20 protein-coding genes are annotated in these 19956 nt (G+C 63.2%); 6 read left to right on the forward strand and 14 right to left on the reverse strand.

Features of this window, described 5'->3' with window-relative positions; genetic code table 11:
• Position 1: 1 nt before the first annotated feature.
• Complete coding sequence (locus tag G154_RS20555) at positions 2–1546, reverse strand: aldehyde dehydrogenase family protein (RefSeq protein WP_019511674.1); 1545 nt, start codon at positions 1544–1546, stop codon at positions 2–4.
• Positions 1543–2823: an aspartate aminotransferase family protein gene (locus tag G154_RS20560; protein ID WP_019511675.1), complete on the reverse strand. Its 1281-nt coding sequence runs from the start codon at positions 2821–2823 to the stop codon at positions 1543–1545. Before G154_RS20560 ends, G154_RS20555 begins: the two co-directional genes overlap by 4 nt.
• 182 nt (positions 2824–3005) lie before the next feature.
• Here G154_RS20560 and G154_RS20565 point away from each other — a divergent pair, with 182 nt between their 5' ends.
• The gene (locus G154_RS20565; protein ID WP_023985167.1) at positions 3006–4541 is read left to right on the forward strand and encodes an APC family permease; all 1536 of its coding nucleotides are present in this window, start codon (positions 3006–3008) and stop codon (positions 4539–4541) included.
• 28 nt (positions 4542–4569) lie between these two features.
• On the opposite strand, the gene G154_RS20570 is transcribed toward G154_RS20565, so the two are convergent.
• From G154_RS20570 to G154_RS27320, 3 genes are read right to left on the reverse strand one after another with little or no spacing between them, the layout of a single operon-like run.
• Entirely contained in the window at positions 4570–5385 is an 816-nt protein-coding gene (locus G154_RS20570) for an NAD(P)-dependent oxidoreductase (RefSeq protein WP_019511677.1), read from the reverse strand.
• Positions 5382–5840, reverse strand: a complete 459-nt coding sequence (locus G154_RS20575) for a MarR family winged helix-turn-helix transcriptional regulator (protein ID WP_019511678.1) — start codon at positions 5838–5840, stop codon at positions 5382–5384. The genes G154_RS20570 and G154_RS20575 overlap by 4 nt, the downstream gene beginning before the upstream one ends.
• 31 nt (positions 5841–5871) lie before the next feature.
• Positions 5872–6000, reverse strand: a complete 129-nt coding sequence (locus tag G154_RS27320; RefSeq protein WP_019511679.1) for a hypothetical protein — start codon at positions 5998–6000, stop codon at positions 5872–5874.
• 112 nt (positions 6001–6112) lie between these two features.
• On the opposite strand from G154_RS27320, the gene G154_RS20580 reads away from it, so the two are divergent.
• The 3 genes from G154_RS20580 to G154_RS26845 all read left to right on the forward strand — a co-directional run bounded on the left by G154_RS20580 (position 6113) and on the right by G154_RS26845 (position 8606).
• Positions 6113–6724 (forward strand): LysE family translocator, encoded by a 612-nt coding sequence (locus tag G154_RS20580; RefSeq protein WP_019511680.1) that lies wholly within the window; start codon positions 6113–6115, stop codon positions 6722–6724.
• A gap of 68 nt (positions 6725–6792) precedes the next feature.
• The gene (locus G154_RS20585; protein WP_019511681.1) at positions 6793–7974 is read left to right on the forward strand and encodes an FAD-dependent monooxygenase; all 1182 of its coding nucleotides are present in this window, start codon (positions 6793–6795) and stop codon (positions 7972–7974) included.
• A gap of 17 nt (positions 7975–7991) precedes the next feature.
• The gene (locus G154_RS26845; RefSeq protein WP_019511682.1) at positions 7992–8606 is read left to right on the forward strand and encodes a TetR/AcrR family transcriptional regulator; all 615 of its coding nucleotides are present in this window, start codon (positions 7992–7994) and stop codon (positions 8604–8606) included.
• A 58-nt stretch (positions 8607–8664) separates the two neighbouring features.
• On the opposite strand, the gene G154_RS27415 is transcribed toward G154_RS26845, so the two are convergent.
• The 9 genes from G154_RS27415 to G154_RS20630 all read right to left on the reverse strand — a co-directional run bounded on the left by G154_RS27415 (position 8665) and on the right by G154_RS20630 (position 18230).
• On the reverse strand, positions 8665–9090 hold the full coding sequence (locus tag G154_RS27415; RefSeq protein ID WP_312035617.1) for a hypothetical protein: 426 nt from the start codon (positions 9088–9090) through the stop codon (positions 8665–8667).
• Positions 9063–9548: a hypothetical protein gene (locus tag G154_RS27420; protein ID WP_312035616.1), complete on the reverse strand. Its 486-nt coding sequence runs from the start codon at positions 9546–9548 to the stop codon at positions 9063–9065. The genes G154_RS27415 and G154_RS27420 overlap by 28 nt, the downstream gene beginning before the upstream one ends.
• Before the next feature lie 331 nt (positions 9549–9879).
• The gene (locus G154_RS20600; RefSeq protein ID WP_019511683.1) at positions 9880–10551 is read right to left on the reverse strand and encodes a TetR/AcrR family transcriptional regulator; all 672 of its coding nucleotides are present in this window, start codon (positions 10549–10551) and stop codon (positions 9880–9882) included.
• Positions 10552–10733: 182 nt separating this feature from the next.
• Positions 10734–12440 carry an MCE family protein gene (locus G154_RS20605; RefSeq protein WP_019511684.1) on the reverse strand — a complete coding sequence of 569 codons (1707 nt, stop codon included), beginning with the start codon at positions 12438–12440 and terminating at the stop codon, positions 10734–10736.
• The gene (locus tag G154_RS20610) at positions 12440–13621 is read right to left on the reverse strand and encodes an MCE family protein (RefSeq protein WP_019511685.1); all 1182 of its coding nucleotides are present in this window, start codon (positions 13619–13621) and stop codon (positions 12440–12442) included. Before G154_RS20610 ends, G154_RS20605 begins: the two co-directional genes overlap by 1 nt.
• Positions 13618–14943 carry an MCE family protein gene (locus G154_RS20615; protein WP_023985165.1) on the reverse strand — a complete coding sequence of 442 codons (1326 nt, stop codon included), beginning with the start codon at positions 14941–14943 and terminating at the stop codon, positions 13618–13620. Before G154_RS20615 ends, G154_RS20610 begins: the two co-directional genes overlap by 4 nt.
• Positions 14940–16007 (reverse strand): MCE family protein, encoded by a 1068-nt coding sequence (locus G154_RS20620; RefSeq protein ID WP_023985164.1) that lies wholly within the window; start codon positions 16005–16007, stop codon positions 14940–14942. Before G154_RS20620 ends, G154_RS20615 begins: the two co-directional genes overlap by 4 nt.
• Entirely contained in the window at positions 15997–17028 is a 1032-nt protein-coding gene (locus tag G154_RS20625; protein WP_019511688.1) for an MCE family protein, read from the reverse strand. Before G154_RS20625 ends, G154_RS20620 begins: the two co-directional genes overlap by 11 nt.
• Positions 17028–18230, reverse strand: coding sequence for an MCE family protein (locus G154_RS20630; protein ID WP_023985163.1), 1203 nt, complete (start codon positions 18228–18230; stop codon positions 17028–17030). Before G154_RS20630 ends, G154_RS20625 begins: the two co-directional genes overlap by 1 nt.
• Before the next feature lie 245 nt (positions 18231–18475).
• On the opposite strand from G154_RS20630, the gene G154_RS20635 reads away from it, so the two are divergent.
• The gene (locus tag G154_RS20635; RefSeq protein ID WP_019511690.1) at positions 18476–19237 is read left to right on the forward strand and encodes a membrane protein; all 762 of its coding nucleotides are present in this window, start codon (positions 18476–18478) and stop codon (positions 19235–19237) included.
• A 290-nt stretch (positions 19238–19527) separates the two neighbouring features.
• On the forward strand, positions 19528–19899 hold the full coding sequence (locus G154_RS20640; protein ID WP_019511692.1) for a nuclear transport factor 2 family protein: 372 nt from the start codon (positions 19528–19530) through the stop codon (positions 19897–19899).
• Positions 19900–19956: the final 57 nt, after the last annotated feature.

The following is a 19956-nucleotide window of genomic DNA, read 5'->3' on the forward strand; positions in this document are numbered from 1 at the left end:
GTCACCTCTTGATCAGTTGAGCGAGTTCCTCGACGACCAGCGCGCGCAGCTCAGCGCGCAGGACATCGAGATTCGGATCGGACGAACGGGGCTGCGGCATGCGCCTTGCCGGCACCGGTGGGGCACCATCGCCGCGATCGTTGGAGGCTCGCGGGTAGGCAGGAACACTGCCGCTCGGCGCACGCCACGGCTGGATACCGCCGAAATCGGCCATGCGGACGGCCGCGTCGGAGTTGTAGGCGATCCGTGTCCAGTTGACCAGATTGTCCGGTTGCAGGTTCTCCCCGATGGAGCTGCGACCCACGAAACCGGTACCGATGGTCATCGACGGTGCCAGGTTGGTCTCCAAGCCCGAGCTCCCGGTGGAGTTGCCCACGTTGACCGACACTCGCAGGACCGGTACCTGCGTGGCGAATTCGGTTATCACCGCCGGGTTCTCGCTGTGGATGGCAGCCGAATGGCCGGCACCGGCGATCCGCACCACCGCACGCGCCGCCCGGATACCGCGATTCGCATCGGCGACAGTGGTCATTCCGAGTACCGGGGACAACTTCTCGTGGGCCAACACTTCCTCCGAGATCACCTGGCCGAACGGCGCAACCAGTACCCGCGTCTTCGGAGTGACCCGCAGTCCGGCCTGTCCGGCGATCCATGCGGCGTCGCGCCCGACCACGTCGGTGTTGAGGTGTCCACCGGGAAACATGTAGGCACGCAGGCGACGTGCGCCATCCTCGTCGAGGACGTAGGCACCCGCCCTCGACAATGCCGATTGGAGCTTGTCCGCGATGCCCGCCTCGGCGATGAGGACGGACTCATTGGTACACAGCACCGAATTGTCGAAGGCCTTGCTGTCCACGATCCGTCGAGCCGCCGCGGTGATATCGGCGCTCGCGTCGACGAGCACCGGAACGTTACCGGGCCCTACCCCGAGCGCAGGATTGCCGGAGGAGTACGCGGCGCGGACCACCGCCGAACCACCGGTGGCCACGATGACATCGGTACGTTCGTCGGCCATCAATGCCTCGGCCAACGGGATGGTCGGTTCATCGATGACCTGGATGATGCCGTCGGGCGCTCCGGCGGCCTCCGCCGCTGCGGCCAGTATCAGTGCGGCATCCGCCGAGCATCGTTTGGCCCGCGGGTGCGGGGCGATGACGATGGCGTTGCGTGTCATCAACGCCAGAATTGTCTTGAAGTAGACGGTGGCAACCGGATTCGTCGTGGGCGTCAGTGCCAGCACCACGCCGGCCGGGCGGGGCAACTCGACGATCTTGCGGTCGGTGTCGACGCGCGGTGAGACGAAGTCCCGGCCGCGATAGTGATCGACGATGCCCCGGGAGCAGGCCCGGTTCTTGATCACCTTGTCGGCCACCACCCCAATCCCGGTTTCCTTCACGGCATCGGCAGCGAATCGTTCGGCCTCCCGGTATCCCGCTTCGGCCACCGCGTTGACAATCGTCGACACCGTGGCCGCGTCGTATCCGGCGTAGGCCGCGGCAGCCCAGCGGGCACGTTCGAGCATGTGGCCGGCCTGTGCGGTGTTCATGATGCCCTTCTTCCGGTGGCAGCTGTCTTGGCCCGGCCCACCGCGACATCGAGGCGGTCCAGGACGTCCTCGCACAGTTCGCGGGACAGCAGAAGTCCCGGTTTGAACTGCAGCACACGGGGATCCAGGGTCGAGAAGATCGCCCACACCCCGTTCTCATAGAGTTCCCGCATGACGTACTTGGCCCCTTCGGGATGGTCGAACTCCAAGCCGATGACAACACCGTTCTGGCGGATTCCGGTCAGCCAGTCGGGGTAGTCGGCCTGGATGCGTCGCAGTCCGTGATCGAAAAGATCCGAGATGTAGTGGACCATCGAACGCACCTCGGGCCGGGTGCAGATCTCCAGGGTCTTGATCGCGGCAACACAGCCGAGTTCGGCGCCACCGAAGGTCGAAATGTGCCCGAAGCCATCCTGATCCAGCCATTGCGCGGCCCGTTCCCCGAGCAGGGCCGCGGTGATCGGATACATTCCGCCGGACAATCCTTTTCCGGTCACGATGATGTCTGGTTCGATACCGTGCTTGGTGATCGCCCACAGTTCGCCGGTGCGCATCAGCCCGGTCTGGACCTCGTCGGCGATGTACAGCGTTCCGTGTCTTTCGGTGGCGGCCTTCACTGCTTCGAGGTAACCCACTGGCGGAAGCGGGAATCCGTATGTCGCGGGGATGGTCTCCATGATCACCGCCGCCACGTCGCCTGGGGCAAGGGCTCGTTCGATCGCGTCGATGTCACCGAAGGGCACCTGCAGGAACTCGTCGGGCCGATCGGCGAGGAACAACTTGGCGAAGCGGTCATCACCGGTTGCCACGGCCAGGCCGGTATGACCGTGATAGGCCTTGATGACCGAGACGATCTTGCGCCGTTGGGTGCCATGGCGTGCGCTCTTGAGCGCGATATCGATCGCTTCGCCACCACCCGACCCGAAGGCCACCTTCTTGATCGACGCCGGCGCCGTCTGCACCAGTCGCTGAGCGAGAGCGGTCCTCGCGACCGACGGGAAGTGGTGGTTTCCCACGTCGAAATGCGCCATGCCGTCCGAAAGGGCCTGCATCACTTCGGGGTTACGATGCCCGAGATTGTAGGTGCCGCCGTTGAGGTGCATATCGATCAGACGACGACCGCCCATGTCCCACAGGAAGTAGCCCTCCCGGCGGTCGATCACCAGATCGACCCCGGAATCCGTCCAGAACCGCGTCTTGTCCGGATTCCAGAAGGCGGTCGCCTGCTCCAGGACCTGTTCCTTGGATTCGAACGAGAACGTGCCGTAGTCGTACATGCGACTCCTCTACTGCCACGGGGAAGCTGTGACGCCGCCCACCCTAAAACGAGTGGACCAATTAAGTCAATGGTCTCTTTCTGGGTATTGCCAAGCTGAATTGGTAGTGCCAATATCGACTGGTTCGCATGTGGCCTGCGCCACACCGACTCCCAACCCTCAGCGTGGAAGGTGCGCTATCGATGTCCATAAATTCTCGACCTACTGGAGAAACACCAGTTCAAGACGTCCAGCGGCTCAAGCGCAATGCCGTGGGCACGGTGGGCGTGATCTTCATGGCTGTCGCCACCGCGGCGCCGATCACCGCCATGGTGGGTAACGTGCCCATCGCCGTGGGATCCGGAAATGGTTCACACGCCCCCGCCGGCTACATCGTCGCCACCGTCGTCCTCGGTCTGTTCGCCATCGGCTACGCGACGATGGCCAAACACATCACCACCACCGGCGCGTTCTACGGCTACATCTCCCACGGCCTCGGTCGGGTGGTCGGGATGGCCAGCGGCGGGCTCATCACGATGGCCTACGTGGTGTTCGAAGCGTCGTTGATCGGCATCTTTTCGTTCTTCGCGCAGAACATGCTGTTATCTCAGCTCGGTGTGCACGTGCACTGGATCATCCCGGCACTGCTCATGCTGACAGCGAACGCGATCTTGACCTACTTCGACGTGAACCTGACCGCGAAGGTGCTCGGCGTCTTCCTGGTCACAGAGATCGTCATGCTGGCGCTGGGCGCTGTCGCGGTACTTTTCCGCGGCGGTGGTCCGCAGGGTTTCGCGGTGGCCGAGACCCTCAATCCCTTGGGCGCATTCAGTCCTGCCGCCGGAATCGCCGGCGCCAGTGCCGGACTCGGCCTGTTCTTCGCGTTCTGGTCATGGGTCGGATTCGAATCGACCGCCATGTACGGAGAGGAATCGCGCGACCCCAAGCGGATCATCCCGCGTGCCACCATGATCAGTGTTCTCGGCGTTGGCGCGTTCTACGTCTTCGTATCGTGGATGGCGATCGCAGGCACCGGTCCCGATCGAGCGATTGAACTCGCCCAGGACGCCGACACCGCCTCGGAGATCTTTTTCGCGCCCGTCCGCAGTACGTACGGCGAATGGGCGATCATGGTCTTCAACGTGCTTCTGGTGTCGGGTTCGTTTGCCTGCGGTATGGCCTTCCACAACTGCGCCTCGCGGTATCTGTACGCGCTGGGACGCGAGGGCCTGTCGACTCGTCTGCAGAAGACCATCGGTGCGACACACCCCACTCACGGCTCACCTCACATCGCGTCCTTCGTGCAGAGCGGCATCACCCTGGTGATCATCCTGTCCTTCCTTTTCGCCGGCATGGACCCCTACGTGCACATGTACACCCTGTTGGCGATCCTCGGGACGATGGCGATCCTGATCGTCCAATCGCTCTGTGCGTTCTCGGTGATCAGCTACTTCCACATCCGCAAGAACCATCCGGTGTCCAAGCACTGGTTCAAGACACTGGTCGCACCCGGCCTCGGTGGCATCGGCATGCTCTACGTGGTGTACCTGCTGTGGCAGCACAAGGACACCGCCGCGGGAACCGCATCCGGCACGCTGTTGTTCACGTTGACACCCTGGATCGTCGTCGGCCTGTTCGTGTTGGGTGCGGTGCTTGCCACCTACTTCAAACTTCGCGATCCTCGACGCTACGAGCTGATCGGACGAATCGTGTACGAGGACAGCGAGATCAGGGACTGACGTGTTCGCGGCTTCCGGCCGGCACGGGTCACAGCAGTCCGTCAGCGACGGCCTGGTGAACGGTGCGCACCGCCGGCCGGAAGCCGAGACGTCGCGCCCGCGATCCATCCATCACCAGATGCCATGGGTTCGGCAGCGGACCCGCGGTCGCATCCATGGCGCCTCCGGCCAGGTGGACCAGTTCATAGAGGGACATGGCGGCCTCGTCGCCGACGTTGATGATCTGGCCGTCCAGGGCTCCGGTCAAGGCCAACCCGGTCACGGTGGCGATGTCACGGTGGTGGACCATGCTCATCCGTGCGGCCGGGTGCATATTGCGACCGGCCACCAGGGCGGGCAGCGCCTCCAGGTGGCCGTCGCCGTCTCCGTAGACGAATCCGTAACGCAGGATCGTCCACGTCAAACCGGCTGCACGTAAGAGCTTTTCGGCCGCGATCTTGCTGGCGGGATAGGCAGCGGTGGCGGCGACCGCGTCATCTTCACGGCCCGGTCGCCCGCCACCGGTGCCGTACACGTGGCTCGTACTGGCCATGATGAACCGGGCCTCGGGAGCGATTCTGCCGGTGGCCTCGACCAGCTTGCGAGTGCCGTCGAAGTTCGTCCGCCAGATCAGGTCCTCATCGGTCGAACGGAACATCGCGGCCAGGTGGATCACGGCATCGGCCTGCTCAAGCGCCCGGGCGAGCGTGTCACCGTCGAACAGGTCGCCGATCACCTCGGTGACACCGGCGGGGGCGGACCCGGGGCGCCGCACCAACGCATGACAGTCCAGACCTTGCTCGAGCAGCCTGGGGACCAATCGGGAACCCACCAGCCCGGTTGCACCGGTCACCACGATCTTCATGTGTGTCTCTCCTTCCGGTACTGCTCGAGACGTGCGGTGGCCGTTCTGAGCACCCGGACGGCCACCTCCAGGTCGTCGGCGTCGATTCCGTCGAACGCCAACGCGTGAATCTGCGTCAGGTCCGGGAGATCTCTCCACAGCGCGCGTCCTGCCGGGGTGATCCGCAAGAGCTTCTGCCGCATGTCATCGTCGGCAGGGACCTGCTCGATCAGTTCCTTGCGAACCAGCGCGCCCACCACCGAACTCAGGGTGGCCCGTTCGACCTGAAGGCGGTCCTGGAGCTCGCGCTGTCGAATGGGTCCATCTTCGACCAGGAAGTACAGCACGTACCACTGCGTCGCCCCGAGGCCGTGCGGCCGGAGCGAGTCTTCCATGGCCTCGCGGGCGGCCAGGTAACAGCGTTTGGTCCAGGCACCGATCGTGTCTCGGTGCCCATCGTTGTCATTGTCTGGCACCAGACAAGTCTGTCTGGTGCCAGACAAACTGTCAAGCGGGTCCATCGCCGATGAGGTTGATGGCCACCACCGTGCCGGCGAGCGGAAAATCGGGTGCGCCGCCGCGCAGCAGCGTGATACCCCTTATGGCCACGGAGAACTCCGATGGAGAGGCAACCATGAGTGGCATCGTCGACGTCGCGCCCCAGCACACCGAGTGCGGCGAAGTGGCGATCCGACGAGTTGTCCGCGTCCACATGAAAGCACCGGGTGTGGCACCGGGTAGCTGACCCGTGACGATCGAGACCGCGCTGAGTTTCGCGGGGCTGTGCCTATTGCTGTCCATCTCACCGGGTCCGGACTCCCTGCTGGTGCTCCGGCTCGCCCTGAATCGGCCACGCGAGGGCATCTTCGTCGCGGCCGGCTCGGCGATGGGCTCGTTGCTGTGGGCCTGCGCCGTCGCGGTGGGATTGGCCCGCTTGCTGGCGGCCCACCCCGGTCTGGTCGATGTCCTGCACTTCGCCGGCGGGGCCTACCTGATCTATCTCGGCATTCGCGAGGTGTTCGACACCGACGAACTGCTCGATCATCCCGGCGGTCGGACGCGCGCCGGGACAGCCGGATTCACCAAGGGACTGGTTTCGTGTCTACTCAATCCCAAGGTCGGACTGTTTTTTCTGCTACTGGCTCCGCAGTACGCGCCGAACCTCACGGTCGGCTCGATCCTGGCGTTGGGTGCCATCGACGCGGCAGTGGCCTTCCTCTACCTCACCGTGCTGGCCATCGCCGCGGCACGCATCTTCACGCGCGTCACCAATCCACGCACGCAACGCCGACTCCGGGTGGGATCCGGAGCGGCGATCGCCATCGTCGGTGTCTTCATCCTGGTGCAGGTGCTCACCTGACGAAGAGGTCCCACTTTTGCGTACCACGCAACTTTGCGCGTTGCGCATCTTTTGGGCAGGATGGAGGCATGACAACACCGCGCATCCTGATCGCCGGCGCCAGCATTGCCGGTCCCGCGACCGCCTTCTGGCTGACCCGTGCCGGTTTCGAGGTCACCATCGTCGAGCAGTCACCCGAACTCCGGCGCGGCGGTAACGGAGTCGACATTCGCTCCGAGGCGCTGACCGTGATCGATCGCATGGGCCTCACCGCCGACGTGAGGGATCGCGCCATGGTGAACCGCGGAATGCGCTTCGTCGATCGATCCGACCGGCAACGCGTCCGCTTCCCGACCTCCGAAGTCCAGAACATGGTCGGCTCCGAAGATATCGAGATCACCCGCGGCGATCTCGCGCACTTGCTCTACGCCGCAACCGAATCCGACGTCGAATACATCTTCGGCGATACCGTCACCAAGTTGAACCAGGACGACGCCGGAGTGGACGTCACGTTCGCCCGCACACCTGGACGGCATTTCGACGCGGTGATCGGCGCCGACGGGATCCACTCCAAAATCCGGCGCGCAGCGTTCGGTTCCGAGGACGACTTCCGCGTTTTCAAGCAGCATTACTATGCAGTGGCGAGCGTCGATTCCACTGTGGGCGAGCCCTTTTGGACGACGTTCTACAACGAGCCCGGCAAATCGGTGGCTCTCTACTGCGATAGATCCGGACACGGATTGATGACCTTCACCTTCCACAGCCCCACTCCGTTGAGCTATGACTATCGCGATATCACCGCTCAGCGCCACCTGGTCCGCGATGCCTTCGCCGAATCGGGATGGCACGTTCCGGCACTTCTCGATGCCGCCGAAGCCGCCGACGACTTCTACTTCGATGCACTGGACCAGATTTCGATGCCGTCATGGTCGACCGGACGTATCGCGCTGGTCGGCGATGCCGCCTATTGCGCATCACCGGCGTCGGGGGCCGGCGCACTGCTGGCGCTCACCGGAGCCTATCGTCTCGCGGGCGAGCTGAGCCGCAGCGATTCACCGCTGGACGCCTTCCTCCGGTACGAGGCCGCCCACCGCCCGCTGGTGGCAGCCAAGCAGAGCCACCTGTTCACCTACATCACGGTTCCCCGGACCCGATCCGGCATCGCTGCCCGAAACATCATGCTGTCCAGTCCGATACCTCGGATACTGGGACGACGATCGTCACACGACCCGAGCAGCTTGCCCGACTACTGTTCTCGACCGATCAGTTGACGAGGGGGACACGAGCTGTGGGTTCAGATTCGGCCTCCCCTGCACCAGGACAGGGCCTGCGCGAGCGCAAGAAGCGCGAGCTGCGCGCCCTTCTCAGCGCGGTGGCGCTCGACCTCGCGGTCGAGCACGGCGTCGCAGGAGTTCGCATCGAAGAAATCGCGTCCGCGGCCGGAGTATCACCGCGGACGTTCAACAACTACTACCCCAGCAAGGAAGCGGCGATCGTCGGCGTCGCAGCGATCCGCGCCGACGTCTTCCGCGCGGCATTGCGTGCCCGCCCTGCCGACGAACCACTTCCCCAGGCGCTGCGCGCAGCCGCGGCTGCGCTGTTCTCCGACGAACCCGACCGCGCCTGGATGGCCCGGGCTCGCCTCATCCGATCCGAACCGTCGTTGTTCGCCGAGGAACGCAAGTCCGATATCGAGGTCGAGCGGGTCCTCGCCGACGAGATCGCCGAACGGACCGGCACCGACCCGGACGTCGACCTGGCTCCACGACTGGCCGCCGCGACCGTCATCGCCGCCATCCATACCGCGGTCCAGTACTGGCTGGACATACCCAGCGCCGGGACGCTGCGCGAGATCGTCCAACGGGCCATCGTGGATTGCCCGTTGGGTGGGGCGGAGATATAGGAAACGTCGCCCGGTAGATCAGCCACCATGGCGTCATCGGAAATATGGATGACTCAGCTCATCCGGAGTGCGGACTGACCTTTCCGCGCTGATCCTCGAATCTCTTGCGCTGGCGGGCACCGTACGCCGCGGCCTTCACGGCATCATCGTCTTCCATTCCAGACCCCAATGCCCCGCCCAGAGTGGCGACCGCAGCCACCAACCACGCCATCAACAGCAGCGCTGGCAGACCGACGGGTCCACCGATGCTCTGGGCGACCAATTGCGGAGGCAATGTCCACCACGCCGTCAACAGAAGAAGCAGGAACAGCGCAGCATGGAAGACGACAACACCGACGGCGAGGGTGATGACAGTTGAAGCGTTGTACAACACCGCACGATCCCGTGCCACCGACCCCTTTGGCCGCTCCCACAAGCCGTGTTCGACGATGAGCCAACTGACCATGGCAACACTGGTCAAATTGTTGCGGCACTGAGTCGCCACGGCCCCATGGTGCTCGACAGTTGCCACATCGTCGGATAGGCGAGACTCACGGCACCGGTGGCAAATGCTGCCATCATGACCTTCGACATCCCGGTGACCAGCCGCCATGGGCGATTCGCGTAGACCATGCCCGCGAGTAATCGCACGCGTTGCAACCCGGACGACGAAACATAGTGAACGACGTCACCGTCCACTATCCGAGTTGCCCTCGGCACGGGTGCCTCTCGATCTTTCGCCGAGTGTGTCATCTCGGAGTAAACCGATTGCACGACGGCTTTGAGCCGGTGTTCGATCGATACCGCCCCCAATGCCGGCACCGAGATCACGGCAAACCGATCGCGCGTACTGATGTCAGCCACCACCGGCGTCGTACCCTGCCGCCGCGGTAGATCGGTGACATAGACAACTATGTCTTCTGCCTCGTCATCCGGTGCCACAGCTTTGATGATGTCTGCCATTGCGGTGTCCTCGTCTACCGAAATAGCCTGTCGGCGCACCGAGACCTGCCATCTACCGCAACCCGAAGGTGCGTCGGGCAGCACCTCCGGAAGCGAGCCGGATACCCGCTCAGCGATGGCTGCCGGGGCTCCCGGGTCGGCGATCAGGAGTATCGCAGCACGATTACTCGACATACGGGCCGCTTACCCGAAGAGCGGAGGCCGAAACGTGGTGAAAACCGGCGCCAGAGGTTTGAGTTTCGCGTCGTCACCCCGAACGCGAGGATTGCGGTTGCACCCGCGACGCGCGATCAGGTCATGACCCCGGCGCCCCCCTGCCCATCTGGACCGCTCAGCCGCGGGGCGCCTTCTTGCGCGGTCGTGCCGCGGCCTCGCGCGAACTGACGGCGAGGTGATCGGTCATCAGTTTTGCCATCGCTTGCCGTTGCGGCTCGGTCGGCAACGGCACGTCGGTGATCATCTGACCGACCATCAACCCGACCGGCGCGGCCCACAGCAGATCGGCGATGGCATCGGTGTAGGACGACGGCGCGCCGATGAGACCGGCGATCCTCTGCAGTCCTGGCTGCAGTTTCGCGAGCTGCTCGACACCGAGAGTCGACCGCAGCGACCGGGTGGCGATCAGGATCTCCATGGCGGTCATGCTGGCGGGATTGAGGAAGGTTCGCCACGCTGCATCGGCGAGCGCCGTCATCCGGGCTTCGGTATCAGTGATGCCGTCCACCTCGTCGGCAAGCTCGTTCACGGCGGTCACCAGGGAGGTGATGGCGTGGTCGACGACGGCGGTGAGGAGCCCGTCACGGTCACCGAAGTGGTACTGGATGACACCGGTGCTCAAACCCATCCGCTCGATGATGTGCCGAGTGCTGGCTGCGGCGAACCCTTCCTCTCGGATACATCGGATTGTCTCTTCGATGACGAGTTCACGCGTTCGATCGGCACGTTCCTGGCTACGGTGACGGGTGCGTCGTGGCGCGGTGCCGCCGGTGACCTTCTTGGGCATCAACGTCGCTTTCCTACGCTGTGAGCTGCTGCGGCGTAGACGACCCACCGGCAGGCAGCGCCGGTTCGTTGCCGACCACAGACCAGGCAGCGCCGCCGCGTCGATGTCGTCTCGGGTGCCGCATGAGCTAGATCCTAGGTGTCAGTCGTATCGGTCGACTGCGGACGCCCACACTGGACTCGTCAGAAAGCGCGCGGTGCGAGCATGAGGTCGAGCCAGTTCTCTGCGGGCCGCATGCTGGCATCTGCCGCAGCGAACATCCCCACACCGCCATTGCGGTCCTGGAAGAGACCGTTCCCGGAGTCGTAGGTCGTCACGTCCAGTCCGGCGAAGGCGTCTCGTGCCGAGGTGTCGGTTCCCGCTTCGGCGGGCAGCGCCGCCGGTGGCGGTGTGATATCTGGTACGCCCGACGGGGGCGGCCGTTGCCCGTAGGGGGGCACCTGCTGGTCAGCCGGAGGGCTGTAGGGCAGCGGCGGTGGTTGCGGACCTGGTGTGACAGGGGGTACCGGCAGCGGGAAAGGCGCGAACGGGGCAGGCCCCGGCCCCGGTTCGACACCGTCGGGCAGTTGGGTCACAGGCGCACCGGGATCGTAGTCTGCGCCCGGCGGGATATAGGGATATTTGTTATAGGGCAGTATGTTTCGAGGGTCTGTGATCGGCGTGGCTTCGGGAACCGCGGGTCCCCGCCATGCTTGGTTCCCGATCGGGACGTATCCGATCGGGTCCCGGCACAGGGCGACCGTAGGCGCCCGCTTTCCCGGAAATTCCTGGCACGGGTAATTGCGCGCTCCCCGGACGACCGACGCTGAGTTGTGCGGCACCTTGCAATACATGTCGTTCGGCAGGTCTCGCAGGGTCTGGTCCCCTGGGGACCTGATTTCCGGTGGCGGGATGAAGCCGACGTTGCACGGCGGCGGATCGCCCAGCCCCAGTTTGAAGTCGACCTTGGCACCCTCGTCGGCCGGCATCTGCTCGGCGGCGCTGATCAGGACCGCCGTCACCGCCGGCAGTACGACCAGGGTCTGTTCCAGCGACTTGCGATAGATCACGCCTATGCGGCCGAAGTTGGCCAAATTTGCGGCCAGCATGGGAAAGGAGGGGCGGATGCCCTCGAATGCCTGCGTCGCCGCGTCAGCGGCGGCAGGCGCCGTGTCGAGCAGTGTCCGCAGCTGTGGGTCGGCGTTGCGGAGATGGTTGGTGAACCGCGCCAATCCATCTGCGAGCGATGTGATGTCCGTGCCGCTGCGCAGTTGCGCCTCCAGAAAGGGACCTAGCCGATCGATCAACGCGGTGGTGTCCTGGCTGGACGAGTTCAGTTCGTCGAGAAGGTCTTTGCCGGAGTTGATCAGCCGGGCCACTTCTGGACCGGTACCACCGAAGGCGGCTGCGGTCTCGTCGAGCACGTCCCGGAGTTTGCTGTGGTCCAGGGAATTGACCAGGCCTTGGGCTTCCCGCAGAAGGCCGGCGACATCGCCGCTCAGCGCGGTATGGGCTCGGTCGATGACGGCACCGTCTCGCAGCATCCGTTGCGGATCGCCATCCGCGTGCGGGATGAGGTCGACGTACTGCTCACCGATCGCCGAGACACTCTTCGCCGCCGCGGTGACGTCGGCGGGGATGGGCGTATCCGAGTCGAGGCGCATGTGAACGTCGACACTCAGTTCGTCGGTCAATGTCACGGCGGTGACCTTGCCGATCGTGGATCCGCGATAGGTCACGTTGGCGTTCGGATAGAGCCCACCGCTGGCCCCGAAGTTGGCGGTCACGCTGTAACGTCCGATGCCCAGTGCTTCCGGGACACGTAGGTAGAAGATCGCCACCGAACCCATTGCAATGACGGTGACGACAGCGAAGACACTCAGTTGCCAACGAACGAGTCGGGTCAGCATCAGCGCTGCCCGGTGCTCGGGTCGGACGCCGGCGCCGGCACGGCGAAGGGGTCGGCAGCCTGACCGGACAGATTGGCCTGTTCACCGATGAGGAAGTCCGGCGTGGTCAGGATCTCGCTGAGGTGCTTCATATTGGGATCCAATGGCGATGTCGTGAAGACGTTTTCGCCGAATCGTCGTTGCGTGAGGTCCAGTGTGGCGATGGCATTCAGGTAATCACCGCGCACCGCTTGTTTGATGCCGGTCTGCGGGAACGGATAGGTGGCCATGATCGGTAGAGCATCGATGAGTTCCTGGGCGTGATCAGCGAGGGGCTTCACCACGGCGTAGGCGTTGGTCACATCGATGGTGAGATCAGTCTTGGTCTTGGCAAGGATACGGGCTGCGATATCACTGAATCTGCCCAGTGCGGAGAAGGTGTCGACGATCCGTGTTGCGTTGTCGTTCAGGGTCCGCGTGGCCTCCGGTAATGCGGCCAGCGCCGAGCTGATCGTCGTGTCATCGGCGGCGAATTTCCCGGCCACCCTGTTGACCGATTCCATTGCTGTCACGATGTCGCCGGCCTGTCGGTTCACCGCCGCGGTGAAGTCGGCCAGTTGTGGTAGCAGGTTCGCAAAGTCGCCGCTATACCCGTTGACAGCCTTGTCGAGTTCGTCGGTGATGTCCTGTAAGGCACCGAGATTGCCCTTGTTAACAACGACGCCGAGCGTCGACAGCACTTCTTCCGTACTCGGGTAGCGTGCGGCGCGCTCCATCGGGATACTCGTGCCGTCACGCAGAACGTCCTCACCAGGCTCGGTGGTGGGCGCAGCCAGTTCGACATGCTGAGAGCCCAACAACGATGTCTGCCCCAGTGTGACGGTGGAGTTCGCCGGCAGCTCGACTGCCGCGCTCAAGGACAGTTGCAACGCGGCGTAGAAAGTTCCGTCCGGACGCTGCATGACCTGTTGTCCTGAAACACTGCCGACGGCGACATCCTCGACCAAAACCGGTGAGTTCTGCGGGAGAGTGGACACATCGGGCAACTCGACGGTGATCGTGAAAGATCCCGTCCCGTGGCCTTCGGTACCCGGCATGGCGAGTGAATTCAGTCCACCGAACTGGCATCCACTGACAACGACGAGTGTAGATCCGAGCGCCGCCAGCAGTCGCACAGATCGGAAGGTGACCGGATACTTCATCGTCCCGGCTCCGTTGTCGGTGAGGTCGGCTCCCCGGGGTTAACAGGAGGCAGGATCAAGCTGGTCAGATCAGGTGTCGACGGCCCGGGCAAGGTCGAACCGGGTAACGGCTGCCACTGCAGTTGTGATGTTGGCGTTTGCGCCTTCGCCTCGGTAGCCGGTGTGTCGTAGACGAACTGACCTTTGTAGGCGGTGATGGAGTTGATCGGATGGAACAGCACCGGCGGAAAGTTCATCATGATCCTCTTGAGCACGGGTGCCATTCGCTGCCTGCACAGCTCAGTGCGTTTGAAGTAGTCGGGAGTACCGCCGGCGTCGAACACGCCTGCGCACAGAAACTGCACGGGATTGGCAAGATTGGGCAGTGACAAGATGGCCCCGATGGACCCTTGTGCCGGGTTGTAGATGTTGTAGAAGTTGGCAAGACCGTTGGGCGCCACATGCAACACCTGCTCGATGTCTTCGCTGTGCTCGGTGAGCAACGATGTGAAATCGGTGAGCTTGCGCACCTGTCCGCTGATGACCGAATTGTTCTCCTGGAGAAAGTTCTTGACACTGGCCAGTGCGGTGTTGAGGACGTCGAGTGAACTCGCGAGATCATCGGTGCTGTCGGCAAACACCTGCGACAGCGATGCGACGTGGCCGGTGAACTGGACGATCTGCTCGTTGCTGCCTGCAAGCGCATCGACAAGGGTGCGCAGATTCTTCACCGTGCCCACCAGATCGAATCGGGAGTCTCCCAGACGCCCTGCGGTCTGCGACAGTTCGCGGATGGCGTCACGGAAGGATCGGCCCTTGCCGTCAAACGTGTCGGCTGCCTGATCGATCGCGGCGCTGAGCGGTCCTTGTACTGCACCGTTGTGCGGCCCCAGTTGGGACGCAAGCTGCGTGAGTTCGTCTTTGACGTCGTCCCACTCCACCGGGACCGCGGTACGTTCGATCGGGATCGTGGAATGGTCGGCCAGCGTGGGCCCGTCGGTGTACAGCGGGCCGATCTCGATGACGCGAGCCGAAAGCAGATTGGGCGCCACGATGACGGCGGAGGCATCAGCCGGGACGGTGACTCCGGGATTGACGGTGAAAGTCACCGCAGTGTGATCCACGCCCGGGCTGATACTGGCGACCGTACCGACTGGTACGCCGAGGATTTCGACGTCGTCACCAGGGTAAAGCCCGACGGCTGAGGCGAAATGTCCGGTGACGGTCAGCGGGGCCGGACTGGGCCTCCCCACGATGACACCCCCGGTCAGCGCCACCAGCAGTGCAACGACCAAGGCTAGCCGGGGAGTCCGGCGGCGCAGAAGAGCATTGAGTCGCGTCATGGCGATTTCGGCCTCACAACCGCACGGTCGGTGATGAACCCGCGAAGAAAATCGGCCAGGCTGTCGGGCAACTTGCCGGGCTGGAAGTAGGAGTCCAGCAGGATCCCTCCGATCGATGGTGGGGGGACACCGAAGACGTTGGCCTGAAAGCCCGGTCCGGACCCGACCACTTCACCCAGTGCGGTCGAGTAGGCAGGTAGTCGCGTCAGGGCGGCCGAGATGTGCTCGCGCCGTTCGTTGAGGTTGTCGAGAACGAGATTCAACTTGGTCAGCGTCGGACCGAGTTGCTCTTTGTTGTCGTCGACGAACCCTTTGAGCTGGGTAGCGAGATCTCTGATGCCGGTGATCAGCTGGTCGATGGCGTAACGCCGTTCCGCCAGGGCGCCGAACAGCAGGTTACCGTCGGTGACCAGCTGGTTGATCTGCCCGGACCGCGCGGCGACCACATCCGACAGCGACTTCGCATGCTGGAGAAGCCGTTGCACCTTCTCGTCGCGGTTGTTCACGCTGCGCGAGAGCGCCGTGATGCCGTCCAGCGCAGCCCGTACGTGTGGGGTGGCATCGCGCATGGCGGTCGTCAGGACGTCCAGCGTCTCGACGAAGCGGGGTTGGTCGAGTTCGCCCACATTGTGCCCGAGGTCCTGCAACGCATTGTTGAGCGTGTACGGCGTGGTGGTACGGGCCAGGGGTATCGCGGTGACAGAACCGACTCCGAGTGGGGTGACCTCTACCGAGCGCTGGCCGAGGACGGTATCGGTCTTTATCGCAACCAAAGATTGGTCGCCTATCCGGATATCACGGTCGATGGTGAAACCCACCTTGGCAGCTCGGTGGGTGAGGTCGAGCTCGACGGAGTCGACCTGACCGACGGTGTAACCGTAGATCTGGACCGGGTTTCCGACGACGATGCCACCGGCGTGGGCGAAGTACGCGTCATAGTGCAGGCCCTGTGGCCAGATCGGCAATTTCGGATAGCTGAAGGACACCAGTACCAGGCAGGTGACGACAAAGATGCCGAAAACACCTGTGCGCAGCGGATCTCGCCGTGTGGGGCTACTTGACAAAGTCGCATCTCCCATTGTTCGACGATGGCGGTTTGACCGCAGGCAAGAGGATGTCGCTACCGGCGGGGCCGTTGATCTTGATCTTGACCGAGCAGAAGTAGATGTTGAAGAACGATCCGTAGGCACCGAGCGCGCTCAACCGCAGATAGTCTTCGGCGAGCGGTTCTATCGTCGCGTTGACCTCCTGTTTCCGGTCGTCCAGCGCGGTGGCCAACGGGCCGGCGTTCTCGAGCACGCCCTGCAACGGACGTCGCGCCGTGCTGAGGACATCGGTGAGATCTCGTTGCGCCGCCGCCAACGGTTCGACGGCGTCGACGATGGGGTCACGCCCTTTGCTCAGTGTGGTGACCAGTTGTTGGAGCTGATCGATGCTGGTGTTGAGTTCGGTACTTCGGTGATCGGCGGCGGCCAGCACCGTGGTCAGATTGTCGATCGTCTGGTCGATCAACTGATCACGGCTGGCGATCGTCCGGGTAAAATCGGCGGTGGTGGCGAGCACCGTGGACAGCGTGCCCCCTTTGCCCTGTAACAGCTCGATGATGGCATTGCTGACGGTGTTCAGTTTGGCTGCATCGAGACCTTTGAGAACAGGTCGAAGGCCGCCGAGAAGAGCGTCCAGATCGAGCGCAGGCACAGTGTTCGAGCGTGGAATCGTGGCTCCAGCAGGCAATTTCACGAGATCGCCGGGTCCGGCGAGGATCTCCAGGTACCGGTCGCCGGTGAGGTTGAGATAGCGGATGGCGGCCCGGGTAGAGGTGTAGAGCTGCTGACGTTTGTCGACGGTGAATGTGACGATGGCGTGATCGCCCTCGATGGCGATGTTTTTGACAGAGCCGACGGCAATTCCGGCGATGCGCACGTCCTGACCGGTTTTCAGACGCGACACCGACGCGAACTCGGCACGGAAGGTGTTGTTCGATCCGAAGCGGAACTGACCGAACGTGACGACCAGGCCTGCCAGCACGAGCAGCATGACGGCAGTGAAGATGGCAACTTTCAGGCCGGTCCTCCGGGAGCGCATCAGTAGTCATCCCGTTCGGCATAGGCGCCGTTGAAGAGGAACTGCAGTGTCGACGGCGCGTCGAACTGGAGCTCGGTGTTCGGCTGGTATGGCACATAGGCGTTGTCGGTCACAAGGAAAGGGGGGCGATACCACGATCCGCCGGATTGCTTTGTGGGCAGGTTGGGAAGACCTCGACAATTGGGGCCACCTGATGCGTTGACCAACGGAAGACTCTCGGGATAGGTGTAGACCGCGGTCCCGGGAATGAATCCGGCATTGACGAAGAGCGCCGGTTGCACTCCGCCGATATTGGGCCCGAACTTTTTGTAGGCCATGGCCAATGCGTCTATGAGACAACCATATTCCGGAGAATAATCACTGAGCACCCCCAGCGGGGCGCGTAGTCGTTGGACGGCGGCCACGACATCGTTCTCAGCGGGTGCGAGGGTGTCCGCTCCGGTGATGGAGAGCCCGGTCGTCGCCATCAAGACCGAACTGAGTTGGTCGGCTTCGTCGACAATGGTGGCACTCACCGTCGGCACATTTCCCAGTGTGGACACCAGGTCGTCGGCAGCGGCGTTGTAGATGTCACCCGTGCCACTGAACTTCTGGAGATCAGTCTGCAGGGTCGGCAGATGTGGGCTGACACTGCCGACGAACTCGGACAGAGATGTCAGTGCGGCACCGAGATCATGCCCGTTGCCGCGTAACCCTTCGGCAAGCGCAGTCACGGTGGCGTTCAGGCGAACCGGGTCGATCTTGTCGAGTGTGTCGACCAGAGTCTGGAACAGTGTGTTGACCTCGACGCTGACATCGGCGGCCGTCAGATGCGCGCCGCGGGCAAGGTGATCCGCCACAGGACGCTCCGGAGGCAGCAGCTCGACGGATTTCGCTCCGAAGATCGTGCTGCTGGCGATGCGCGCGGTGACGTTCGACGGGACCTTGGCGAGCTCGTCGGTGCGGATGGCCAGGGTTAGTTGGGCAGCGTCGTCCTCGTATTCAATATCGGTTACTCGCCCGATCTGGACGCCGAGAAACTTGACCTTGGCATCACGTTCCATCACCAGACCTGCCCGCGGTGCGGTCAACGTGACGGCCGCGGTCGAGGCGAACGCACCTTGGTAGCCGAGGTAGGTGACGCACGCTGCAGCCAGGCAGGTTGCCGTCAGCACGACCGCAGCCACTCGCACCTTGGTGCCACGAGTCAGATGCACTGCCACTGCGCGCCCTTCGCCACGTCGGAATGTTCACTGCCGGCATCCGGGTCCGCCGTGAACGAAGGCAACAGGAGTCGACTGGATCGACACCGGAACTTCGCTGGGACGGTCCCAAAAAACTACAACACGTTATAACATTACGCGTGATATAAAACTAGAGTCCGTCTCGACGTCCCTCATGACGGCCCCCACTCGTCGGATCGGACGAGTACGAGTTCGATGAATACCTCGATGCGGAGGAAGCGCTCATGACCGAGACCATCACCCCCGATGGTGGCGAGCACACCCGCCAACGGCGCGGATTCTCCTCGCTTCAGAAAGCGCTGTTCGTCGTGCTGGCAGTCTTCTTCGCGATCCAACCAATCTTCTGGTACCTGGAGATGCACGTCGGCGTGCCGCAGTCCACAGCATCCACCGTGCTCGTGGTGTTGGTGGTCTGCTGCTTTGTGACCGCTCTCGCGTTGCCGTGGCTTCGGGTCGGCGACCGCCGCGACTGGACTCGCGCCGACCGCTTCGGGGCGATGATCATCGTCTGGGTGTTCATCGCGCTGATTCCCCGGTTCATCTGGGAGCTGCCATGGTTGTTGTTCTTCGACCAGATCGTGGAGGGCATCGAGAACGGCGCACTGTGGACCTACATGTGGTCGCCGATCCTGCTGGGCGGCGACGCACGTTACCTCACCGGCGACCCGCTGATCGTCTGCATGGAGTACATCGCCTTGTTCGTCGGCATCTTCGAGGCCTACGCGCTGTTCCAGTTCTTCCGGAACGGCCGTCGATTCACCAGTAACCAGCTCTCACTGATCATGGCCGGCATGATCGTCGAGGTGACGCTTCCTGCCGTCTACTTCGGCGTGGAGATCGCCAACAACTTGGAGAGCATGTCGTCGCCGGCTGAGATGTGGGTCAAGTTCGTGTTGATCAACGTACTGTGGTGCACCATGCCGTTGTTGACCTATTTCTGGGGCGTGCGTCGCCTCGTCGGCCAGGATCTGACCGTCCGATTCTGATCGGCATCGAACCTGTCACCCGCGCCGCCACCCCTGGGGTCTTGCCTACGGCCACCATTCTGGTACAACAACTTTCGCAGGATCCTTGCCCCACCCGGACTCTGATCCTAGTCTGGACAGATGGCCACCCGGCGTGTGCATAGTCTGCTCGATTCCAGAGCGCCAGGTCCGTTCGCGTATGCGCAGCGAACATTCTTCTGCGGACTCGTCGATCAACCGCTGCGCTGATGCGGGATATTCCGACCTCGTCGCCCTCAAACCCGCAGTCGAATCGGCCGATAGCGCCTCGGTTGCGGTCGGCGCGTGAGGTGGTCGAAGCGTATAACCTCATCGCTTGGAATCAGTGCGACCTCGATCTCGCCGATGAACTTCTGGGCGACAGAATCATTCGGCACGGTGTGGGCTCGGTGACCGTCCTGACCCACGATGAGGCGGTCGCGCGTATCAAAGACCACCACGCGATGTTCGAGAGCATTCGATTCGATGTGCGAACCATCGTCGCCGGGGTGGACGGTGAGCACGCCGCGATCATGTACGACGCCACAATCGTCCTCGACGACGGCACGGTGAGCGCCATCGGCAGCATGGAGATCTTCCGGGTCGTCGATGGCAGGATCACCGAAGTGTGGAACACAGGCCATCAAGAAGGGTCCTGGGCGTAACACGGGTACAGCGTGTCTCGATGGTCAGTTGCGGCTTACACCGCGTGGGCACACCGC

Origin of the sequence: Mycobacterium sp. VKM Ac-1816D, from assembly GCF_000416385.1 — a bacterium.
In the GTDB taxonomy this organism is placed as follows: domain Bacteria; phylum Actinomycetota; class Actinomycetes; order Mycobacteriales; family Mycobacteriaceae; genus Mycobacterium; species Mycobacterium neoaurum_A.

Excerpts from the sequence above, each read along its gene's own strand:
- G154_RS20605 (WP_019511684.1), bottom strand. The coding sequence starts at position 12,440 with ATGCTGACCCGACTCGTTCGTTGGCAACTGAGTGTCTTCGCTGTCGTC.
- G154_RS20610 (WP_019511685.1), bottom strand. The coding sequence starts at position 13,621 with ATGAAGTATCCGGTCACCTTCCGATCTGTGCGACTGCTGGCGGCGCTC.
- G154_RS20570 (WP_019511677.1), bottom strand. The coding sequence starts at position 5,385 with ATGAAGATCGTGGTGACCGGTGCAACCGGGCTGGTGGGTTCCCGATTG.
- G154_RS20565 (WP_023985167.1), top strand. The coding sequence starts at position 3,006 with ATGTCCATAAATTCTCGACCTACTGGAGAAACACCAGTTCAAGACGTC.
- G154_RS20615 (WP_023985165.1), bottom strand. The coding sequence starts at position 14,943 with ATGACGCGACTCAATGCTCTTCTGCGCCGCCGGACTCCCCGGCTAGCC.
- G154_RS20560 (WP_019511675.1), bottom strand. The coding sequence starts at position 2,823 with ATGTACGACTACGGCACGTTCTCGTTCGAATCCAAGGAACAGGTCCTG.
- G154_RS27320 (WP_019511679.1), bottom strand. The coding sequence starts at position 6,000 with ATGGTTGCCTCTCCATCGGAGTTCTCCGTGGCCATAAGGGGTATCACG.
- G154_RS20555 (WP_019511674.1), bottom strand. The coding sequence starts at position 1,546 with ATGAACACCGCACAGGCCGGCCACATGCTCGAACGTGCCCGCTGGGCT.
- G154_RS20600 (WP_019511683.1), bottom strand. The coding sequence starts at position 10,551 with ATGCCCAAGAAGGTCACCGGCGGCACCGCGCCACGACGCACCCGTCAC.
- G154_RS20585 (WP_019511681.1), top strand. The coding sequence starts at position 6,793 with ATGACAACACCGCGCATCCTGATCGCCGGCGCCAGCATTGCCGGTCCC.
- G154_RS20635 (WP_019511690.1), top strand. The coding sequence starts at position 18,476 with ATGACCGAGACCATCACCCCCGATGGTGGCGAGCACACCCGCCAACGG.
- G154_RS20625 (WP_019511688.1), bottom strand. The coding sequence starts at position 17,028 with ATGCGCTCCCGGAGGACCGGCCTGAAAGTTGCCATCTTCACTGCCGTC.
- G154_RS27420 (WP_312035616.1), bottom strand. The coding sequence starts at position 9,548 with ATGGCAGACATCATCAAAGCTGTGGCACCGGATGACGAGGCAGAAGAC.